The organism is Streptomyces sp. NPDC041068, assembly GCF_040647455.1.
GTDB lineage: Bacteria > Actinomycetota > Actinomycetes > Streptomycetales > Streptomycetaceae > Streptomyces.
Map to the genome: position 1 here is coordinate 62,036 of NZ_JBEZCG010000027.1, position 20,712 is coordinate 82,747.

At 73.6% G+C, this 20,712-nt stretch carries 19 protein-coding genes; 4 read left to right on the forward strand and 15 right to left on the reverse strand.

Annotated elements, in window-relative coordinates; translation table 11 throughout:
* Positions 1-20: 20 nt before the first annotated feature.
* From AB0B50_RS41020 to AB0B50_RS41030, 3 genes are all read left to right on the forward strand, one after another.
* Entirely contained in the window at positions 21-1,202 is a 1,182-nt protein-coding gene (locus AB0B50_RS41020) for an ATP-binding protein (RefSeq protein WP_362341970.1), read from the forward strand.
* The gene (locus tag AB0B50_RS41025; RefSeq protein ID WP_362341973.1) at positions 1,199-1,534 is read left to right on the forward strand and encodes a nucleotide pyrophosphohydrolase; all 336 of its coding nucleotides are present in this window, start codon (positions 1,199-1,201) and stop codon (positions 1,532-1,534) included. Before AB0B50_RS41020 ends, AB0B50_RS41025 begins: the two co-directional genes overlap by 4 nt.
* 374 nt (positions 1,535-1,908) lie before the next feature.
* Positions 1,909-2,391, forward strand: coding sequence for a DUF6099 family protein (locus AB0B50_RS41030; protein WP_362341975.1), 483 nt, complete (start codon positions 1,909-1,911; stop codon positions 2,389-2,391).
* Between the two features lie 65 nt (positions 2,392-2,456).
* Here the strand turns inward: AB0B50_RS41030 and AB0B50_RS41035 are convergent, their stop codons facing one another.
* Positions 2,457-2,726 (reverse strand): hypothetical protein, encoded by a 270-nt coding sequence (locus tag AB0B50_RS41035; protein ID WP_362341978.1) that lies wholly within the window; start codon positions 2,724-2,726, stop codon positions 2,457-2,459.
* Positions 2,727-2,974: 248 nt separating this feature from the next.
* Between AB0B50_RS41035 and AB0B50_RS41040 the strand changes: the two genes are divergently transcribed.
* A complete protein-coding gene (locus AB0B50_RS41040) occupies positions 2,975-3,898 on the forward strand; it encodes an LLM class F420-dependent oxidoreductase (RefSeq protein WP_362341981.1) in 924 nt (307 codons plus the stop codon).
* 156 nt (positions 3,899-4,054) lie between these two features.
* Here the strand turns inward: AB0B50_RS41040 and AB0B50_RS41045 are convergent, their stop codons facing one another.
* From AB0B50_RS41045 to AB0B50_RS41110, 14 genes are all read right to left on the reverse strand, one after another.
* The gene (locus AB0B50_RS41045) at positions 4,055-5,389 is read right to left on the reverse strand and encodes an acyltransferase (RefSeq protein WP_362341984.1); all 1,335 of its coding nucleotides are present in this window, start codon (positions 5,387-5,389) and stop codon (positions 4,055-4,057) included.
* 6 nt (positions 5,390-5,395) lie between these two features.
* Positions 5,396-6,229 (reverse strand): SGNH/GDSL hydrolase family protein, encoded by an 834-nt coding sequence (locus tag AB0B50_RS41050; RefSeq protein ID WP_362341987.1) that lies wholly within the window; start codon positions 6,227-6,229, stop codon positions 5,396-5,398.
* Positions 6,230-6,376: 147 nt separating this feature from the next.
* The gene (locus tag AB0B50_RS41055; protein WP_362341990.1) at positions 6,377-7,813 is read right to left on the reverse strand and encodes a discoidin domain-containing protein; all 1,437 of its coding nucleotides are present in this window, start codon (positions 7,811-7,813) and stop codon (positions 6,377-6,379) included.
* The gene (locus AB0B50_RS41060; protein WP_362341993.1) at positions 7,813-8,439 is read right to left on the reverse strand and encodes a phage tail protein; all 627 of its coding nucleotides are present in this window, start codon (positions 8,437-8,439) and stop codon (positions 7,813-7,815) included. Before AB0B50_RS41060 ends, AB0B50_RS41055 begins: the two co-directional genes overlap by 1 nt.
* The gene (locus AB0B50_RS41065) at positions 8,436-10,436 is read right to left on the reverse strand and encodes a putative baseplate assembly protein (protein WP_362341996.1); all 2,001 of its coding nucleotides are present in this window, start codon (positions 10,434-10,436) and stop codon (positions 8,436-8,438) included. Before AB0B50_RS41065 ends, AB0B50_RS41060 begins: the two co-directional genes overlap by 4 nt.
* A gap of 6 nt (positions 10,437-10,442) precedes the next feature.
* Positions 10,443-10,856 (reverse strand): GPW/gp25 family protein, encoded by a 414-nt coding sequence (locus tag AB0B50_RS41070; RefSeq protein ID WP_362341998.1) that lies wholly within the window; start codon positions 10,854-10,856, stop codon positions 10,443-10,445.
* A 13-nt stretch (positions 10,857-10,869) separates the two neighbouring features.
* Positions 10,870-12,789 (reverse strand): VgrG-related protein, encoded by a 1,920-nt coding sequence (locus AB0B50_RS41075; RefSeq protein WP_362342001.1) that lies wholly within the window; start codon positions 12,787-12,789, stop codon positions 10,870-10,872.
* Positions 12,790-12,880: 91 nt separating this feature from the next.
* A complete protein-coding gene (locus AB0B50_RS41080) occupies positions 12,881-13,630 on the reverse strand; it encodes a LysM peptidoglycan-binding domain-containing protein (protein ID WP_362342003.1) in 750 nt (249 codons plus the stop codon).
* A gap of 1 nt (position 13,631) precedes the next feature.
* Complete coding sequence (locus tag AB0B50_RS41085; RefSeq protein WP_362342006.1) at positions 13,632-14,069, reverse strand: phage tail protein; 438 nt, start codon at positions 14,067-14,069, stop codon at positions 13,632-13,634.
* Between the two features lie 73 nt (positions 14,070-14,142).
* Positions 14,143-17,682 carry a hypothetical protein gene (locus AB0B50_RS41090; protein ID WP_362342009.1) on the reverse strand — a complete coding sequence of 1,180 codons (3,540 nt, stop codon included), beginning with the start codon at positions 17,680-17,682 and terminating at the stop codon, positions 14,143-14,145.
* A 62-nt stretch (positions 17,683-17,744) separates the two neighbouring features.
* Positions 17,745-17,903, reverse strand: a complete 159-nt coding sequence (locus tag AB0B50_RS41095; protein ID WP_362342012.1) for a DUF6760 family protein — start codon at positions 17,901-17,903, stop codon at positions 17,745-17,747.
* A complete protein-coding gene (locus AB0B50_RS41100; RefSeq protein ID WP_362342015.1) occupies positions 17,900-18,337 on the reverse strand; it encodes a hypothetical protein in 438 nt (145 codons plus the stop codon). The genes AB0B50_RS41095 and AB0B50_RS41100 overlap by 4 nt, the downstream gene beginning before the upstream one ends.
* Positions 18,337-18,780, reverse strand: a complete 444-nt coding sequence (locus tag AB0B50_RS41105) for a phage tail protein (RefSeq protein ID WP_205040150.1) — start codon at positions 18,778-18,780, stop codon at positions 18,337-18,339. Before AB0B50_RS41105 ends, AB0B50_RS41100 begins: the two co-directional genes overlap by 1 nt.
* Positions 18,781-18,846: 66 nt before the next feature.
* Entirely contained in the window at positions 18,847-20,436 is a 1,590-nt protein-coding gene (locus tag AB0B50_RS41110) for a phage tail sheath subtilisin-like domain-containing protein (RefSeq protein WP_362342018.1), read from the reverse strand.
* Positions 20,437-20,712: the final 276 nt, after the last annotated feature.

A 20,712-nucleotide genomic window follows, 5' to 3' on the forward strand; every position in this document is an offset into this window, starting at 1 on the left:
TGGCCGCCTACCTTCCGATCATGACGGTGCATTCCCCGGTGTCGGTCGCGGAGCCACCGGCGGGCCAGGACCGCCCGCAGGTCACCGAACTGCGCCTGTCCGCCTTCGCGGGACACCGGGGCACGGTGCTCCCGCTGGGGCCGCTGACCCTGGTCACCGGGCCCAGCGGCAGCGGCAAGACCAGCGCCCTGCGTGCGTACGAGGCGCTGGCGCGACTCAGCGCCGGGGCGGAACTGGCCGACGTCTTCGCGGATCCCCTCGCCTGCGTGCCCGAACGTGCCCGCGCCGACGGCCAGCGGCGGCGCGGCTTCCGCATCGGCTGCACGGTCGAGGGGCCCGCCGGAGCCGTCCGGCTCGACCTCGCCGTGCAGGCCGAGCCCGAACTGCGCGTCGTGGGCGAGCGGCTGGCCCGCGGCGGCCTCGTCCTGTTGGAGACGGCGCTGCGCGATCCCGGCCGGCGCATGGTCCAGGCCGCCTGGCACACCGCGGGCTCTGCGCCGGTGACGCGCGCCCCGATGCCGGACGACCGGCTCGGCACGGCGCTGGTGCCGCTGCGGGTGGCGGGCAAGACCGACGGGCAGCGCCTGGTCCTCGCGGCGGCGGAGCAGGTCGTCGTCGCGCTGCGCTCGGCGTTCCCCTGCGACCCGAGGCCCAGCCGGATGCGCGCGCCGGTGCCCGCGGGGCTGATAGCCGCGGGACAGGCCGGCGCGGGCCGCCTCCTGAGCGGCTGCGACAACCTCGCCGAAGTCCTGTGGCGTACGCAGGCGGAGTGCGCGGGACGGCACGCGCTGCTCGTCTCCGCGGTGCGCGAGGGATGCGCGGGGCCGGTCGTCGACGTCTTCGCGGAGGAGGCGGAGGACGGCGCGGTGCACGCCTACATCGACCGCGGCGGTGGCGTGCGCACCCCGCTCGGGCGGCTCGGGGACGGCGAGTTGAGGTACCTCGCCCTGGCCCTCGTGCTGCTCACCGGGCCCGGCGTGCTCGCCGTCGACCCGGTGGCCGAGGTGCCCGCGGCGTACCAGACCCTGACCGTCGTCGCCGACGGCCTCGACCGCCGCCTGGACGCGCGCCAGGCGCGGGCCATCGGCGACCTCGCGGCGCGCACCTGTGGGCGCGGGCACATTCGCCTGGTGGGGGCGGTGGGGGACGCGTCCTGGGCGGCCGACGCCGAGGGCGCCTCGGTGGTAGACCTGGAGCCGTGACGGAACGACTTGATGTGGCGGGACTGCAGCGCAGGCTGGCGGAGTTCGCGGCGGCGCGCGACTGGGAGCAGTACCACACCCCGAAGAACCTGGTCGCCGCGCTCAGCGTGGAGGCGTCGGAACTGGTGGAGATCTTCCAGTGGTTGACGCCGGAGCAGTCGGCGCGGGTGATGGAGGAACCCGACACCGCGCACCGCGTGACGGACGAGGTCGCCGATGTCCTCGCCTATCTGCTGCAGTTCTGCGAGGTCCTGGGCATCGACGCACTGGCCGCCCTCGCCGCGAAGATCGACAGGAACGAGCAGCGGTTTCCGGTGCCGGAAGTGCCGTGAATTCCGGTGCCGGAAGGGCTGTTGGGTGATCTGAGGGGGCCTTGAAGGGACTTTGAGGGGGCCGGGGTGTTCCCTGGGCCCGTCTCTCCTGGGCCGGAGCGGGTGGTGGCTCTTGAGCGGGCGCGGGGGTCGCTCCTGAGTGGACGCGGATCGCTCCTGAGCCCGCCCGCGCAGTCCCATTTGCCCTGCCGGAAGGCTTTGTTCCGGTACTTTCGTCACTCTCCGGAGTGGATGGCTTGGCCAAACTCGATTGCTTGTCCACAGATTTCCGGCTTCCCCTGGCTTTTCGCCCGGATGGGTATCACTCTGGGTAGTGGACAAGGGAGTTCGGGCGATCGTGCGGCGAGGGCGCGCGGGATGGAGGGGGGCCGGTCATGAACGCGATGCGGCTCATCGAAGCGAACCGCCGCGCCCTGGCGCGGAGTCAGGACCCGTCGGACATCGTCACGGAGGTGTGGCAGTCGCAGGCGCTCGCCCAGGCCATCGGCAGCCGCCTCGCGGTCACGGGCCCTCCTGAGTTACGGGGCGAGGCGCTGGGCCTGAGCGAAGTCGGGGGAAGAGCCTGCGGGGTGCTGGACGCCCCGCGCCTGGGGACCGAGGACATACGGGCCGCGCGGCTGACGGAGACCGGCGAGGCCCAAGAGGTCCTGCTCGGCCTCGGCAGGCTCCTCGGCGAGGTCGGCATCGCGCTGGTCAGCGTCGCCATGGGCGCCGAGGACGAGGGGGTGTACTGGCAGTGCATGGAAGCGATCGACGCCGCCGACGAGTCGAGGGACCGTGTCATCGAGATGCTGCGCAGACTCGCGGTGCGGGAGCAGGGGCTGCCCGCGCCCGACTCGGCGGCGGGGCCGTCATGAGGCGGCTCCGTGGCGACCCCGCCCAGAGGCAGGGTCGCGCAGGCGCCGGGGAAGAGCCGGTGCCGTCAGAAGCGGCCGGGCTCGTCACCGCTCTGCGGACGGGCGCCCGCGGACGTGGCGCCGGGAGAAGCGGGAGAAGCGGGGGACACGGGGGACGTGGACGTGACGCCGGGGGGCGTGGACTGCTGCAGATCGGCGTCGAGCTGGGTCAGATCCGCGTTGAGCGCTGCCATCAGCTCCTCCATCTGCTGCAGCAGGCCCTTGGGTGCGCCCTGCTGCGCGGGCACGGGCGAATCGTGCGCGGCCTCCTGCTCGGGCACGGCTTCCTGGGACATGACGGCCTCCTCGGCCCTCGCCCTCCCGGTGGGGGAAGGCAGTTGATGCAGGCGACGCACCGGCAGGGGCCGCCGACGCGGGTGCCGGGCGGTCCGGCTCCGCCCGAGCCAACGATCTCCGGACGGGCGGGGTCACTGGGGTGGGCCCGCACCGGTCGCCGTGTTGACGGATTTTCACCCGACCGGGGTGGCGGGGGATCGGCGGGACCGGTGGGGTTGACGGGCGTTCGAGCGTGCAGGATGGCGACATGGATCTTCGAATCTTCACGGAGCCCCAGCAAGGGGCCACCTACGACACCCTGCTCACCGTCGCCAAGGCCACCGAGGACCTCGGGTTCGACGCCTTCTTCCGCTCCGACCACTACCTCCGCATGGGGTCGGCCGACGGGCTGCCGGGTCCCACGGACGCGTGGATCACACTGGCCGGCCTCGCGCGCGAGACCAAGCGGATCAGGCTCGGCACCCTCATGACCGCCGGCACCTTCCGGCTCCCCGGCGTCCTCGCGATCCAGGTCGCGCAGGTCGACCAGATGTCGGGCGGCCGGGTCGAACTGGGCCTGGGCGCGGGCTGGTTCGAGGACGAGCACAAGGCGTACGGCATCCCCTTCCCCAAGGAGAAGTTCGCCCGCCTGGAGGAGCAGCTGGAGATCGTCACCGGCCTGTGGTCGACGGAGGTCGGCAAGACCTTCAGCCACGACGGCAAGCACTACCAGCTCACCGATTCCCCGGCCCTGCCCAAGCCCGCGCAGGCGAAGGTGCCGGTGCTGATCGGTGGCCACGGCGCGACGCGCACGCCGCGCCTGGCCGCTCAGTTCGCCGACGAGTTCAACATCCCCTTCGCCTCGGTGGAGGACAGCGAGCGGCAGTTCGGCCGGGTCCGCGCGGCCGCCGAGCAGGCCGGGCGCAAGGGCGGGGACCTGGTGTACTCCAACGCCCTGGTGGCCTGCGTCGGCAAGGACGACGGGGAGGTCGCCCGGCGCGCGGCGGCCATCGGCCGCGAGGTGGACGAGCTCAAGGCCAACGGCCTCGCGGGCTCGCCCGCCGAGGTCGTCGACAAGATCGGGAGGTACGAGGCGATCGGCGCGAGCCGTATTTACCTGCAGTTCCTGGACCTGGCCGACCTCGACCACCTGGAGCTCATCTCCTCGCAGGTGCAGTCGCAGCTGTCGTAGCTGTTGGAGCTGTCGCAGCCGCGGCAGCTCCGGCTCCGACAGCTCCGACAGCTCCGACAGCGAGCGGACGGCCCACAGACGTGGCCGCCGGGCTCACCCCTCCGGTGCCCGGCGGCCACCCCTTTTTCGGCAGGACGTCAGTTTTCCGGCGGGACGTCAGCCGTCGTCGGAGGTCAGCCGAGTGATGTCCACCGACCCCTGCCCGGTGCGGGGTTCGGGGACGGCTGCCCACAGGGAGAGGAGGGCCGCGAAGACGCCGACCAGGGCGAAGGCGCCCGCGTGGCCCTTGGCCCAGCGGGCCCGGAAGCGGATCGGGTCCTCCACCAGAACCTTGGAGAGCCAGGCCGCCGCGAAGGAGACGGCGATGACGACAGCCGTGCGGGGCCATCCGGTCAGGCCCAGGCGCTCCTCGCCGAGGAGGACGAAGACCGGCCAGTGCCAGAGATAGAGGCTGTACGAGACGAGGCCAGTCCAGCGGAGCGGTGCACTGCCGAGCGCCCGGCCGACCGGGCCGTCCGGCGTCCGCGCGAGACAGGCGATCAGCAGGGCGGCGGCCAGCGCGTGCAGGAACAGGCCGCCCCGGAACAGGGACGGGGATTTCTGTCCGTCGGACAGCGCCCAGTACGCCCCGATCGCGCAGGCAGGTATCAGGCAGATCCGGCCTGTCGTCCGCTCGCCCAGGCGGGACAGGAGCCCGGTGGCCGGCGGCGTGGCCATGAGCGCGCCGAGGAGCAGCGAGAAGGCGCGGGTGTCCGTGCCTTCGTAGACACGCGTGGTGTCGGCGGACGCGGGTGCGGCGAGGGCGACCATGAGCCCCAGGGAGGCGAGCGCTCCGGTTCCGGCGGCGAGGGCGACGCGGGTACCGGCCTTCGTGCTGCGGGCACCGGTGGCCTCAGTGCTGCGGGCACCGGTGGCCTTCGTGCTGCGCGCACCGGTGGCTTCAGTGCCGCGTGCACCGGTCTTCGCGGAGCGAACCACCAGGCACAGGACCAGGGGCCACACCAGGTAGAACTGCTCCTCCACGGCGATGCTCCACAGGTGGCTGAAGACCCTGGTGTCGGAGCCGTTCCAGTAGCCGAGCCGGTCGCCGATGAAGTGCCAGTTGGCGAGGTTGGACACGACCCATGTGGTGTCGTCGAGTGCGAAGCGCAGCAGCTGCGGTGGGCCGAACGCCCACACCAGGGCGAGCGTTCCGGCGACGGCGGTCGCAAGGGCGGGCAGCAGACGGCGGGCCCGGCGGCCCCAGAAGGCGACCAGGTCGATCCGGCCCGTGCCCGCCGCCTCCTTGAGCAGCAGGCCGGTGATCAGGTACCCGGACAGGACGAAGAAGAGGTCGACGCCGAGGAAGCCGCCGCCGAAGTGCCCGGCGTGGAAGAAGAGCACGCCGAGCACGGCGACGCCGCGCAGCCCGTCCAGCGGCGCGATGTGCCTGCGGCGGTGGGCGGGTGGCACGGAGGTCGGCCGTGCGGGCGCGGCAGGTGTGACGGTCATCGTCGGCTACTTGCAGCCGAGCGGGCCGTAGACCTTGTCGCCGGTCCACGATCCGGTGGCCCACTGGTCGGCGGGGGCGGGCGTGTAGGCGTACAGCTTTCCCAGTTCCGTGGAGAGCCACTGGGCGAACGCCGCCGAGCCCTGCTGGCAGGAGTGGATGCCGTCCTTGCTGCGCTGTGCCTTCTTCGCCGAGCTGTCGGTGCCCCACAGGGCGGAGGCGTCGAGGAAGTGGACCTTGTCAGGGTGTTCGGCCGCCACGTCCTCGGCCGACTTGGCTGCGGTCTTGATCTGCGCCTCGTGCGGCTTGTAGAAATCGTCGATCTTGAAGGGCGGCGCGGTGACGAGGACGAGTTCGGCGCCGGCGTCGTTGACGGTCTTGGCGAGGCGTTCGTAGTCCTTGCGCTGCTCGGCCGGGGTGCCCCAGTCGTAGGTGGTGATCTGGTAGGCGACGACGTCGGGCGCGGCCGACTTCAGCTTCTTCGGGAGCTCGTCCCAGGTGGGCTTGGCGATCTCGCCGACGACACCGCCGCCGCCCGCCGCGGCCATCGATGTGAAGGACGTCCCGCCGGCCTCCAGGGCGGCGCCGAGTGCCGGGGCCTCGGCCTCGCCGATGGAGTCGCCCATCCAGAGGAGCTTGGGGAGCTTCGCGTTGGGCTGCTCACCCTGGTCGCCCTGCTCGCTCTTCGCGTGGTCGTCGGAGGAGACCGAGGCCGTGGAGCCGTCGCCCGATCCGGCGCAGGCGGTGAGGCCGATGAGGGCCGCCGCGGCCAGGAGAGCGAGCGCGGTGGGGCGGCCGAGGGCGCGCCGGGGGCGGCACGAGGAGGTGTCGTTGTGGTTCATGCCCTCCAGCAGAGCCCCTGAAAGCGCAGGTCGGGAGGGCTGTCATCGTTTGCTCACAGAGCGGGGGAGGGCCCGTCACGCGGCGCGCGCGTGACGGTCACCCCGGGCGCCGGACGGCGCCCCCGCCGGTGCCGGACGACGGCGCCCTTACTGCCCGCCGGTCGACCGGCCGAAGAACTCCAGCTCGGCGATGGCCACCTGGCGGTCCTTGCCCGCGCCGTAGGCGGAGCGCAGGACCAGCCGTGCGGTCACCGCGTCCCGTACGCGTACGTCGATCTTCTGTACGCCGCCGTCATTGATCCGGCGGTGCATCGTGTGCTCCTTGCCCGCGGAGTCGCTGACCACGAGGTCGAACTCCATGGGCCGCGCCTGTTCGGCGGCCTGCGCGGTGCGTGACGATGTGCCGGGCGTGATCAGGAGGTTGAGCAGGTCGGTCGGCTGGCCGAAGTCGGCCTGGATCCACTGGCCCGCCGAGTCGCCCGCGTACCCCGTGCCCCACCAGGTGTTGGAGTAGCCGTCGAAGGCGAGCTTGGCCGCCTGCTTCGGGGCGGCGTGCGAGGCGCTGTAGTCGGTGGGGTGGACGGGGACCCGCTTGGCGAAGTGGTCCTGCACGGCACGGGCAGCCGGCGGCCCGCCGAAGATGCCGCCGACCACGAGGCCCGCGACCACCGCGATGCCCACGGCACGGGCGACCCAGCGGGTGCGGTCGCGGTGCAGGCGGGGCCGCTGACCGGCGTAGGGGCCCTCGGCGGTGGGTCCCGCGGAGTCCTTGAGGGGGACCGCGCAGCTGCGGCAGAAGTGCCGGCGGGGGGCGTTGGGCGTCCCGCAGCCAGGGCACGGCATGCCGCCCTCGGGCTCGGCGGGCACGGCGGCCTGCCGCACGCGGGGCCGCGCTGCCTCGGGCCGACCCGGCAGCACGCTGCCCGGCGTCTCCGGCGGCGCGACGGCATCGGAGGCCTCGGGCACGGGCACGAGGAGGGACCGGATGGCGGTGTCGGAGGAGGAGGAGGAGGAGGACGGCGGGGGCGGGGCCGAGCTGCCGTGCGAAGCCGAAGCCGAAGTCGGACCCGAAGCCGGACCCGAGGCCGACGGCAGCGGGACGGTGGTGTCGGCGGGGGCGGAAGGCTGCCGGGGAGCGGCGGCTTGATGCGGCGCGTGGGCCTGGTGCGGGGGCGTGGCTGCACCGGCGGGGCCGGAGCCGTTCCCGGAACCGGAGTTGGGGCCGAAGCCCGGACCCGAGTTCATCCCGGAGCCCGAAGCGGGGCCCTGCCCCGCCCCCGCCCCCGCGCCGGAACCCGTCGGAGCCGAAGGCCCGTTGCCGGAGCCGGAGCCGGAGCCGGAGCCGGAGCCGGAGCCGGAGCCCGAGCCGGAACCCGAGCCGGAACCCGAAGCGGTCGGAGTCGAAGGCCCCGAACCGCCGCCCGCAGGGGACCCCGCGGGATTCGCCGCCGGAGTGTCCCAGCGGAGGAACGCGCCGCAGGAGCCGCAGAAGGACTGGCCCTGCTGGCGGACAGGAGTGCTGCATTCGGGGCACGGACGCGTGGCGGAGGGGGAGTTGGAGTGGGAGTCGGGCTGCTCAGGCATCACTGGGTTCCTTCAGGGGAGGACGTGGCGACCACCTCGGCCGTGAAGGGGAGGTGTGCGGGACGTGCGGCCGCGACGACGGACCGCAGGCGGTGCGGGTCCACCGCGGCCGGGTCGGGCACGCGCAGGGTGACGTGCAGGGAGGGGCGCGGCGTGCCGGGAAAGGGACCGAGCGGGCGCGCGGACCAGGTCGCGCCGCCGCTCTCGGTCATCTCGGGGCGTACGCCGAAGGCGAGTTCGACGGCGGCGGAGAGCCCGCGGCGGGTGCCGCGGACGCGGTGCAGGGCGATGGCGGAGCCCACCGCGTGGCGGCGCAGCCAGAGCGGCTCGGTGCCGTCCAGCTCCGTGCCGACCCAGTCCGTCAGCCAGTCGAGGAAGTCCTCGGGCGCCAGGGAGGGCGTGAAGTAAGCCTCCAGGCAGTCCAGGACGGTGAAGACGGGGGCGAGCACGACGTCCAGACCGGAGACGAAGCGCTGCGCGAAGTCGTCGTCCGCGAAGACGGCGGGCAGCTGCTCCCCGAGCGGATGGGCGGAGGGCAGCAGCGGCAGCGTGCCCCGCCGCGTCGTCCGTGTCGTCCGCGCCGACTGTGCTGTCTGCGCCGTCTGCGCCGTCTGTGTTGTCGTCATCGCGCCTCGATCACGCGGACGCGGTGGTCGAAGGGGAACAGGAGCGCGGAGGGGGCGAGTTCGATGCGGTCGGTGGCGTCGCCCCTGCGGGCGGTGAGGGGGTCGGCCGGGTGGAGGAGCACCTCGTCGACCAGCTCCACGCCCGGCACTCGCTGCAGCGCGGCGAAGATCTCGCCGGAACGCAGCGGCCGCCCGAACGGCCAGCCCTCGCCGTGCGCACCGCCGGTCAGCGGGTCCAGGTAGGCGTAGAGCGCGTCGAGGGCGTCGGCCCGCACCTTCTCCGCCTGGGCGGCACGGAAGGAGTGCAGCGTGGCGACGACCGTGACGCCCTGGTAGAACGGCGGCCCGACCGCGAGCCGGGTGCCGATCGGACGGCGGTCGTCGAGGAAGTGCGTGACACGGCCGAGGAGTTCCTCGCCCGGCACGAGCTGCTCGAAGCGGAGCCTGCCGCCCCGGTCGGGCACGGCCTGCGGGACGACAAGGACCCGTACCGCGTTCTCGCCGGCCTCGGACGAGTCCGCGGCCAGGCAGTGGATGCGGGCCGTCTCCGGCGCCGCCCGACGGGCCAGCTCCTCGTAGTCGCGCGCCGTCACGGCGCGCTCCTGGGCGCGCAGCGCGATCGGCGCGCGGACCTTCGCCTCCTCCACCGTCTCGCCGTCCACGCCGCCGCGCGCCGCCTCACGGTTCTCCACCCGGGCGACGTACGGAATGGAGCTGCGGAGCACCTGGATGGCGCCGCGGGCCACATTGCCCGCGCGCCCGCCGCCCGTGCGGTAACGGGACGCGCGGATCGCCGCGCCCTTGGCGGGCACGGAGCCGAACTGCCGCAGGGAGCCGTCCGGTTCACGCACCGCCGGGCCGAAAGCGATCTCGCCGGTCGCCGCGTCCAGGGTGACGTGGCGGTCGTAGGGGCCGGAGGACGCGAAGTTGTCCACGACCTTCCACTGCTCCCAGCCCGTGCCGTCCTCGAAGTCGCCGTCGTCGGAGCTCTGAGCGCCCGTCGGGTTCTCCGAGACCTCCAGGACCAGCGGCGGCCGGTCGGCGACCACCGGCGCCTGCGCCAGGCGGACGCGCTGGCCGGGCACGCCCGTGGAGTCGCCGAGGAGTTCGTCGCGTACGACATCGGCGTGCGCGACGGCGGTCGTGCCGCCGATGGTGAACGCGGACGCGGCCCGCACGGTCGGCGACGCGCTGTAGAACGGCTGGCCCTGCTTGGCCTCCACGACCCGGCAGCGCACCCAGCCCGCGTCCTGCCGCCCGATGCGCGAGACGAGGTGCCCGGCCGGGATGTGCAGGACGACCTCGCCGGGCCGGTTGAGGCCACCGGTGGAGTCCTCCTCCACCTCGCACATCGTCCAGCCCTCCGCGGTCCACGCCTCCCACACCAGTGGCGGCTGGCGCGGGTCCACGCCCACGCCGTCCACGCGGCTGTCCAGCTGCAGCACGGCCGCGCAGCGCGGCACCGCGGCGCTCAGCCCGAACAGGAGCGTGTCGCCGGGCCGCGGGGACTGAGCGAACACCGACACGTCGTTCCCGCCGAAGACGTCCTGCCCGCAGTCCTGCGGCGTGCCGCCCGCCTCCTGCCGCAGCACGGACTCCAGCTCGCACGGCACCACCGTCAGGTCCGCCTCGGTCGCGAAGGCCACCGCCTCCTCGTTCTCGGTGCGGCTGGTCGCGACCTCCGTGCCCGAGGGCAGGACGACCGGCTCGGGCTGCGGCGCGGACAGCCAGAACGTGACGTCGGCGCGGGCCGGTGAGGGCGGGAAGAGGGTGACGCCGAGCAGGTCGAGGAAGGCCAGGTGGTTCTTCTCCGGCACGCGGTTGAGCCGGTACACGACCTGGTCGGCCATGTGCGCGACCGCCTCGACGAGGGTGACGCCCGGGTCGGAGACGTTGTGATCGGTCCACTCCGGGCAGCGCTGCTGGATGTGGCGCTTGGCGTCGTCGACGAACTGCTGGAAGCGCCGGTCGTCGAGATGGGGGGCGGGCAGGGCCATCGGACTTCAGACTCCGCTCTCGGATTCCGCGGACGGGATCACATAGAAGGGAAAGACGAGACTGCGCGGGTTGTTGGTGCCGCGCACGGTGTAGCTCACGTCGATGAACAGGACGGACGGGTCGTCGGGCGCCGGGCTCACCTCGACGTCGAGGACCTCGATACGGGGCTCCCAGCGGTCGAGCGAGGTCCGCACCTCGTACCGGATCCGGCCCGCCGTCGCCTCGTTGACCGGCGCGAACACCAAGTCGTGGACGGCACAGCCGAATTCGGGCCGCATCGGCCGCTCACCCGGCGCGGTGGCGAGCACGAGCCGGATCGACTCCTCGATCTCGCGCTCGCGCCGGGCCAGCGCGATGCCGCCGCCCGCGTCCGTGCGCAGCGGAAACGTCCAGCCCGCGCCGACGAACTGCTCACTCATGTCTGCCGCCCCCCTAGAACGGAATGCCGTTGCGCAGGACGGCCGGCGCGCTCAGCGCGACCGTGGCCGGCGAGCTGATGGCCGCCGCGGCGCCCGCGTTGACCGCCACCGCGCCGACCGCGCTGACGGTGACCGCGCCGACCGAGTTCACCGCGACCGCGCCCGCCGACTTGAGGCTGACGGCGCCGGTCGCGTTGATGTCCGCCGCGCCGCCCGCGGCGACGCCGAACTTCGCGCCCGCCTTGATGTCCACGGCCCCGCCCGCGCTCATGGTCAGCGACCCGCCCGCGGTCAGCGACAGATTGCCGCCCGCCCGGATGCTGACGTTGCGGGTGCCGGAGATGGACACGGAACCGTCGCTGCGGATGGTCACGCTGGTCTTCGTCTCGTCCATGTGGACGGTCAGGCGGCCGTTGCCTGTCTGCAGCCTGATGCCGCTCTTCATGCGGGACTTGGCGTCGACGAGCTCCATGGTGTGGCCGCTGCGCGAGGAGATGGAGCGCCAGTTGACCCGGCCGCTCGTCGGGTCGATCGGCTGCAGCCCGTCGGTGTTCGGCGTCGGCTTGTCCCTGCCGTTGTACAACCCGGCCAGTACGTACGGGTGTTCAAGGGAGCCCCGGTCGAAGGCGACGAGCACCTCGTCGCCGACCTCGGGCAGCATCAGGCCGCCGCCCCGCACGCCGCCCAGCTGCGCGATGCGGCACCAGTCGCTCTCGTACGTGTCGGAGAGCCACGGGAAGCGCAGCTTGACGCGGTTCATCTTGAGCGGGTCCTTGGCGTTGCTGACGAGCGCCATGGCGACGCCCGGCATCTGCGGCGACGCGTCACCGCCGCCGGAGGCGAGCCCGTACAGCGAGCGGAACTGGCGCCCCGAGACCGTCAGCCAGGTCATGAACTGCCGCCCGGACTCGAAGACATGGCGCACGCCGGTCGCCGTGTACTTCCCCTCGAACGGGAAACCGGCGCCCTTCAGCGCCACCGGCTGCCCCGGCTTCAGGTCCGGGTTGCCGGTGACCGCGACCTCCAGCTCCGCGAAGGAGCCCGCCGCGTCGTCCGCCAACGACTTTGCGGCGTGGGTGACTTGGGCCTGCGTGGTGTACGGGGTCTGCGTGCTGGTCAGCTCGGCCTTGCCGAACGGCGACGAGAGCTGCCCCGGGGTGATGTCGGCGACGATGTCCTTGCTGGTGACGGCGGGGGAGCGGGCCGAGAGGGCGCGCTTGGCCCGCATGTCCCAGCCGCGCGCCCCGGCCGCCGCGACCTGCCCGGACGCGGTCACCGCGACCCGGCTGTGCAGCGCGTTGTGCCCGAATTCGAGGACGTAGGGGCTCTGGGCGGCGGGCGTCGTGTCGGACGGGGCGCCCGCGGCCGGGGTGAGCTTGGCGAAGCAGAGCTTGCCGTTCTCGTCGAAGGAGAGGTGGGTGTCGTTCTCCTGGGCGAGGCGGGAGAGGAAGTCCCAGTCGGTGATGTTGGGCTGGGTGGCCAGTTCGTAGACCGTCGGGGTGGAGTCGATCTTGCCGAGCTTGAGGCTGCTGAGGGAGGCGACGCGGCGCACGATGTCGGAGGCCGTCATGTTCGGGTAGCCCTGCACCCGGCGGTTGCGAAGGAGCCGGTGCCCGGGGTCGTAGCCGCGTACGACGAGGGACTTGCCGCCGCCGTCCGCGTCCACCTCCAGGGCGGTGACCTCGCCGGTCAGCATGGGCTTGCCGCGCACCCCGTCGGTGAACGGGCACAGCACGGCCTTGGCGCCCACCTTGATCTGCGGGAACTTCTCCAGGATGTCCCCGCCCGTGTCGGCGAAGGTCAGCTGGAAGGCGGACGGCACGTTCACGCTGGAGTCCACCCAGCCCTCGACGAGCAGCATGGCGAGCTTGTCCGGCAGCCGGGAGCCGCCGATCTCGGCGTGCAGGACGCTGGTGTACGTCTTCTCACTCATCGCGTGTACGTCTTCTTCTCGCTCGGGTTCGCGCTCGGGTACTGGCGCGGCTTCGTGCTCGGGTTCGCGCTCGGGCTCTCGCTCCGGTCGCTCATGCGGACTCCCCGTGCTCGGGGGCGGAACGGGTCTCGTCGGCGGCGGGCAGCAGCAGCTCGGTGCCGGGTCTCAGCCGCATCGGGTCGTCGATCTCGTTGGCCTCGGCGATCAGCCGCCAGCGGGTGGCGTCGCCGTACTCCCGCCAGGCGAGCGACGCCAGCGAGTCACCGGCGACCGTGCGGTGCACACGGCGTGCGGAGAGCGCGCCCGACGTCGGGTTCTGCCCCTTGGTGGGCATCGCCACCTCGGTGAGCGAGAGCGAGCAGGTGGCGCGGATCGGCTCGCCGGTCGGGTTGAAGAGCGTGTACGTGGCGCTGACGTTGGTCACGTACGCCACGAACTGCACGGTGTTGAACGACCCCCACGAGAATCGCACCCAAGGCGGCGAAGGGCGCTTGGAGTTGACGCTCTGCGGCGTCACCTCGCAGCAGGACAGGAGCAGTTCGACCTGCTTCTGCACCTTGCCCGCGTTGGGCGTGCCGGAGGAGTCGAGGAAGACCTCCAGCTGGAGCGTGGCGGGCACCGAGCCGGTGAACTTCGGCGGGGCGCCGCGGGTGTAGGCGATCGCGGGCTGCGTACGCCACTCCGCCGAGCGGGCCATCTGCAGCTGCGTCGGGTTGAACTGGAACTCCACCTCGCCGATCCGCCCGCCCATCGACCCGCCGAGGTCGGTGGGCGGCTGGTGGATGGCGAGCGCGGCGCGCACCAGGCTCGCGCCCGCCTTGCCGCCGGTCGGCGCGGCCATCTCAGGCACCTCCCGCGTCGGTGAAGCCGTGGTGCGCGATCTCCAGCGTCTCGGTCGCCACGGACGGGCTGTCCGGGCTCAGGCTCGGCCCCTGCCAGCGCACCGGGAGCACCTCGACGAGGCCCCACTGCGCGACGATCGACCCGTCCGCGCGCAGGGCGGCGATCTGTGCGGTGGGCCGCGAGATCCCGGTCGCGATGGACGAGATCCAAGCGGCGACGCGGGAGGTGTCGGCGGTCAGGGGCCGGGTGAGACGGATCGTGGAGAAGGTCACGCGCGTAGGCAGCTGCCAGACGAAGCCGTTGTTGCCGCCTTCCTGGCGCTGCTCCACCTCCACCTCGGAGGAGAGCCCGTCGCAGCCGTTGAACAGACCGAGGTCCTGGCCGTCGATGGTGAGCTTGAAGAAGACGGTGGAGCCGGGGTCCTGTTGCGAGGGCATGGGTTCGTTTCCTGGGCTTCTTGTGGGACGGGGTCGGGTGGGGGCGATCAACGGCCGTGATCAGCGGCCGTGATCAGCGGCCGTGGTCGCGGAGCCGCCCGATCCGCTCACGGTCGCTGCGGAGCTCCGCGCGGAGCAGGCGGGAGAGGGGGGCGAGGAGTCGGCGGGCGAGCTCGTCCAGTTCCGAGGGGGCGGACTCGGAGGCGGGGATGGCGGCGGATGCGGATGCCGGGTCGGGGGAGTGCGGCTGGGCGTCGGGCTGCTTGGCGGCGGCGGTGACGGTGGTGGTGTGCGGGCGAGGGGCGGCGGTGGGCGTGGGTGAGGGCTGGGGAGTGGCTGCCGCCGGAGTGGGGGCGGGCGCGGGTACGGGGGCCTGTTTGGCCTCGCGGCGCTGGACTGCGGGGCGGGTCGCGGGGCGGGCGACGGGGCGGGGCGCGGTCTGCAGGGGGGTGGGCACCGGAGCGTGCACGGGAGCGTGCGCGGGGGAGGGCATGGGGCGAGGAGCCCGGGGGCCGGGCTTGCCGAGCGGTACGACGACGGGCGTGGCGGATGTGGCGGGCACCCCGGCACCCGCTCCCGCCGCCGCTGCCACCGGCTGCTGGAGCGGAACGGGAGTGGGGGCGGGGCCCTGCCGCGGAGGAGCGGACACGGGTTCCGGTCCTCCGGCCGTCGCCGAGGTCTGGACTGTCAGGCCTCGGGACGGGGTCAGGGCGCGGGGGCGAGCGGTGGTGGGCTCGGCCGCGGGAGTCCGGTAACTGCCGGGTGCGACACGGCGGTTGAGCGGGACGACGGGGAGGGGTCGCTGGGGCTGCGGGGCGAGCTGCCGAGGGGGCTCCTGGGCGCGGACGGGCTCGGCTTCGGGCTTGAGCGCAGGCATGGGATCGGGCCCGGGATCGGGCTTGCGGCCGGGGCCGGGCGCAGGGGCGGTGACGGGGGCGACCGGCGGGAGCGCTGTCGGGGACAGGGCGGGCGGCGCGGCACCGTCGGCCGCCGCCTTCTGGACGGGGGTGACCGGGGCACCGATCGGCGACCGGCGCGCAGTGCCCTGCGGGCCGCTGTGCGGACCGCTCTGAGGTGCGCCCTGGGCTGCGGGGCCGGGCGGGGTGGCGGACGGAGGGCCGAGAGGTCGGCCAAGTCCGGTGCGGGGGCGGCCGGTTGGCGTGGTGCCGCCTTCCGGGGCGCGCCGGACCCTGCGTACGTGTGGCCGCCGCTGTACGGGTTGGACGGGGGAATCCGCCCGCACAGCGGCGGGGTTCGGTGCTGCCGCGGGGGCGGCAGGAGCCCCCGGGCCGGCGGGGGAAGCCGGCCCGGGGACATCGGTGGACCGGACGCGGTTCGTGGCGCCCGGTTCGGCAGGGGTGGCTTGGGTGGCTTGGGAGGCTCGAGGGGTCTGGGAGGGGGCGGTGCTGCCGTTGCCGTTGCGGCTGCCGGTGGTGGCCGCCGTGGGGACCTTCCCCACGGGGGACAGCTGCCGCTGCGGTACGACGGCAGGCGTCGCCGCCACGAGCGGAGAGCGCCGCGAAGCGGGCGTCGGCCGCACCACGGGTACGGCGGGGGACCCTGCGGCGGCGTCCGCGCCGACGCGTCGGCGCGGCACGACCGGGGCCAGGGCGCGCTGAACGGCGGGGCGTCGGCCTCCGGCGGGGGCGGCGGAGGAGGAGACGGGGGCGGCCACGTCCCGGGTGCCGACCAGCGGCGTGGCGGTGTTGTCGGCTGCGGGCGCGGAAGTCTCCGTACGGATCCGGGGGCGCGGCACCTGCCCGCCGCCGGGCGCGGCGTCCGGGACCGCCCTGCCGGGCGCGGGCGCGGAAGCCTGCGGAGCATCTGTCCCTGACGGCGGCGTCGAGGCGCCGAGCAGAGGCTTGTCGGCGGTCGAGCGGCCGGGCTTCTCGCGACCGTCCTGAGCGACGGCACGCTGGACGGGCTGCTCGGTTCCGGTGTCCGGCTTCCCCGGCTTCGTACGCGCGTCGGGTGCGGGGCGGGTGCGCGGCGCGGCGGGAGTGTTCCCGCTGGGCGCGGTCGACCGGGGAACGGACGGCTCTGGCGCGGGAGTTGTGGCGGCGCGCTGGGCGGGACGGTCCGCCCCGGTGCTCGGCTTCGCGCCCGGCGCGGCGGGGATCGTCCCGCCGGGTGCGGGCGACTGCGGAGCGGCCTTGTCCGGCGCGGGAGGTGTGGCGGCGCGCTGGACGGGCGGTCGGCCCGCTCCGGTACTCGGCTTCGCGCCCGGCGCGGCGGGTGCCGTTGCCTCGGGTGCGGACGACCGCTGGACGTCCGCCCCGGATATGGGCGCCGTCGTGCCGAGCAGGGGCTTGTCGGCGGGGGAGTCCGTGCGGCTGTCGCGGTCGGGCCGTGCGGCGCGCTGGGCGGGGCGGCCCGCCCCGGCGTTGGGCCCTTCGGGGGTCGTGCCGCTGGGTGCGGGCGACTGCGGAGCGGCCTTGTCCCGTGCGGGAGTTGTGGTGGTGCGCTGGACGGGGCGGTCCGCCCCGGTGCTCGGCTTCGTGCTCGGCGCGGCGGGGGGCGTACCGCCGGGTGCGGGCGACTGCGGAGTGGCCTTGTCCGGCGCGGAGGCCGCGGCCGTGCGCTGGGCGGGGCGGCCCGCCCCGGCGTTGGGCCCTTCGGGGGTCGTGCCGCTGGGTGCGGGCGACTGCGGAGTGGCCTTGCCTCGTACGGGAGTTGTGGTGGTGCGCTGGACGGGACGGTCCGCCCCGGTGCTCGGCTTCGTGCCCTGCGCGGTGGGGGGCGTGCCGCCGGGCGGTGCAGGTGGCTGCGGAGTGGCCTTGCCCCGTGCGGGAGTTGTGGCCGCGCGCTGGACGGGACGGTCCGCCCCGGAGCCGGGCTTCGTGCTCGGCGCGGCGGGGGGCGTGCCGCCGGGTGCGGGTGACTGCTGGACGTCTGCGCCAGGCAGGGGTGCCGTGGTGCCGAGCAGGGGCTTCTCGGTGGGTGGGCCCGTCGGGTTCTCACGGTCGGGCCGCGCGGTGGTGCGCTGGACGGGGCGATCCGCTCCGGCGCTCGGTCCCGTGCCCGCCCCGGCGGCCGGGGCGGGCGCCGACTTCGTGCCCGGTGCCGCAGGTGCCTTCGTCGCCGCCGCACCGCCGGGCGTGGCCGAGCGGCGTACATCCGTCCCCGACGGCGAAGGCGACGCCGCACGTCGCCCTGCCGCCCGCTGAACCGGCTGCACGGGAGCCGAAGGGACCGGAGTCTCTTCCGGCTCGGTCACCCCGTGCCCCCGTACCGGCAGCCGCAGTGACGGCAGGTCGAGGTCGCCGGGGCGGCCCGCCACCGGGGTGAGGACGTCCCGCAGCAGGCCGCCAGGGGCCGATGACCGCACCGCGTGGCTCAACTCGCCGCCGAAGGAAGGGTCCTGGTGGGTGGCGAGCGTCGCGCCGAAGCCGTGCTCGGCGACCGTACGAGGAGCCGAGAGGACACGCTGCACCGGCGGCACGGCGTTCCACCCGCTCTCGCGGCGCCGCCCGCCACCCGCGGCGCCGTCGACGGAGGAGGCTCCGTCGACAGGCGCGGCCTGCGCACCGGCGACGGCTTCGGCACCCGCCGACCCCGCCGTGTCCGGTGCCGCGTCACCGCGCGACCCCCGCCGCCACCTGAACAGACCCATCACTTACCTCGACTCACTCACCGACCTGTCGACTCACCGGCCCGCCAACGCACAGTCGGCGCTCACTGCCTCGCCTCCGCCTGCTCCACCAACGTGGCCGTCCGCGCCACGTACGCGCGCCGGTCCGCGTGTTCGAGGTCGAGGATGTCGTCCATGCCCCAGTGGAAGTGGTAGGCGAGGTACGCGACTTCCTCCTCGATGCGGTCGGCGGCGTACGTCACGATTCCCCCAGGCGGCTCCCGGCCAGCTCCACCTCGAAGGACTCCTCGCAGTGCGGGCAGGCCACGGCCGCACGGGTGTGGCCCTCCGCGTTGATCTGCCGGTAGAAGTCCTGCAGGAAGGCCAGGTCGGAGGCGAACATGTTCTCCACCGTGCCGTCGTGGACGGAGCCGAGCGTGCCGAGCCGGGTGATGACCCGGCCCAGGAGCACGACCGACAGATAGGCCGGGTTCTCGCGCACCCGCACGTCCCGCAGCGGGACGAGCTCGTCGCGCGCCGTCGCCAGACGCATCGCGCCGTTGCGGTGCACGGTGCCGGACTCGTCGACGTACCCACGGGGAAGCTCGAACTCGAACTCCGTGCGCAGGGGTTCGCGCTCGACTGCCGTGTCCACGGCGCTCGGGGCGCTCGCCCCGGCCGGGCCTTCGCGCCGCATTATTCGATGACCAGCTCTTCGAAGACGATGGTGACCTGCTCGGTCAGCGCGGCCGCGTCGCCCGCCTTGACCCCGCTGGTCTCCACCTTGCTGCACCAGGCGTTGCGCAGGTTGTACCGCTTCACCGGGCTGTTCTGGTAGTCCATCATCATGATCGTCGCGTTCTTGCGCGCCGAACCCATGTCGCCCGCGATGGACTTGTTGATCCACTCGCTGAAGACGGGGCTCTGCGTCATGCCGCGCGTGACCGTGCACTCGCCGGCCTTCTTCACGCCGGGCATCTTCTTGACGACGGGCTTGCCGTCCGCCGAGACCTGCTGGTACTCGATGACGTCCTGCTCCATGGACAGGCCGCTGACCTCCTGCAGGTACTCGACCATGACACCGTCGATCTGCAGGCCGAAGTTGTGTGTGGTGAGCGCGTCACCGGGCTGAAGGGACAAGGGAGTTCTCTCCTGTACTGCTGGATCCTGCGGTTACGTGCGTCGTGCATGGGGGGACTGCGTCGACTACTCCTCCAGCTCGCCGCCCCCGCCGGAGAACTGCGCGAGCCGGAAGACCACGAACTCGGCGGGCTTGACCGGCGCGATGCCGATCTCGCAGACGACCCGGCCGACGTCGACCGACTCCGGCGGGTTGGTCTCCTCGTCGCACTTCACGTAGAAGGCGTCCTCGGGGCGCTGGCCGAACAGGGCGCCCGAGCGCCACTCGTTGACCAGGAACGCCGAGACGTTGCGCCGGATGCGGGCCCACAGGGCGTGGTCGTTGGGCTCGAAGACCACCCACTGCGTGCCGACGAGGATGGACTCCTCGAGGTAGTTGAAGTAGCGGCGCACGTTCAGGTAGCGCCAGGCCGGGTCGGACGCCATCGTGCGCGCGCCCCAGATCCTGATGCCGCGGCCGGGGAAGGCGCGGATGCAGTTCACGCCGATCGGGTTGAGCAGGTCCTGCTCGCCGCGGGTGATCTGCAGCTCCAGGTCCACGGCGCCGCGCACGATCTCGTTGGCGGGCGCCTTGTGCACACCGCGCTCGGCGTCGTTGCGCGCCCACACACCGGCCATGTGACCGGACGGCGGCACGACCACGGACTGGCCGGTCGCCGGGTCGAAGGACTTGATCCAGGGGTAGTAGAGCGCGGCGTAGCGCGAGTCGTAGCCCGCGAGCTCCTGCCGCCACTGGCGCACCTGGCGGGCGTTGAGCGACGGCGGCGGGTCGATGATGGCCATCCGGTCGCCCATGAGCTCGCAGTGCGAGATGAGGCCGAGCTGGACCGCCTTGACCTGCTCCTCGTCGATCAGGCCCTGCTGGTAGGCGGCCATCAGGTCGGGCACCGCCACCATGTTGACCTCGTCGAGGGCCTCCAGGCCGCCGAAGCCGGTGCGGTCCGCGGAGTCGCCGATGAACTGGGCGGTCTCGACGCGGGCCACGGCGCCGTTGGACGCGGGCACGGCCGGGGCGGCGGGCGCGGGAGTGGGCGGGGCGAGGGTCACGGTCTGTGCGTCGGGCTTGGTCAGCTGCGCGCCCGTCGCGGCCTCTTCCAGGACGATCGCCTTGGAGCGCTGCTTGACCTGGGTGACGACGTAGTTGCGCGCCGTCTTCTTCGCGCTGACGTCGAAGCTCTCGACGACCTTGTCGCCGTCCTTGACGACCAGCTTGAAGCGGTCGGCGGCGGCCTCGCCCTCGCCGTCCTGCACCTCGACGGTGAGCGCGCCGCCGTTCGTGCTGCCCGCGGCGATGGCGGCGACCTTGAAGCCGCCGAGCGCGACCGGCTCGCCCGCGGTCAGCTGCTTGGGCGCCTCGGCGGCGGGCGCGGCGGTGGCCGGCTCACTGCCGTCGCTGCCGCCGACCCGCACGATGTACGCGGCGCTGCCGCCGTTGTTGAAGAAGCCGTACACCGAGTGCGCCAGGTAGTACCCGTCCGTGAACTCGCCGAACGCGGCCACGTACTGCGACCAGTTGGTCACCAGCGTGGGCTCGTTGAGCGGTCCCTGCGGCGCCAGACCGACGAAGGCCGCGACGGACGTGCCGACCCCTTCGATGGGCCGCGAGCCGCTGGCGACTTCCTCGATGTAGACGCCGGGGGACAGGTAGCTGGGCATGTTCTGGTTTCTCCTTGCGAGGACGGGACCGTGGGCCGCGCGCCGGCGGGACCGCGCGCCGTCGTACACATTCGACGATGTCCCATGGGCGAACCGGCGAGTAGAGACGGAAGGACGCAGCGGAGGGCAGACCGCACTGCCCCTTCGGCCACCGTCGGGCGGCGGTCCCGCGCCGAGCCGTCCCCAGGGGATCATCGACGCCGCGTGCACGGCCCCCCAGGGACGCGGGGGCGTGCCCGGGGGCAGAGCGGACTGCCCCAACGGCCATGGCGTCGG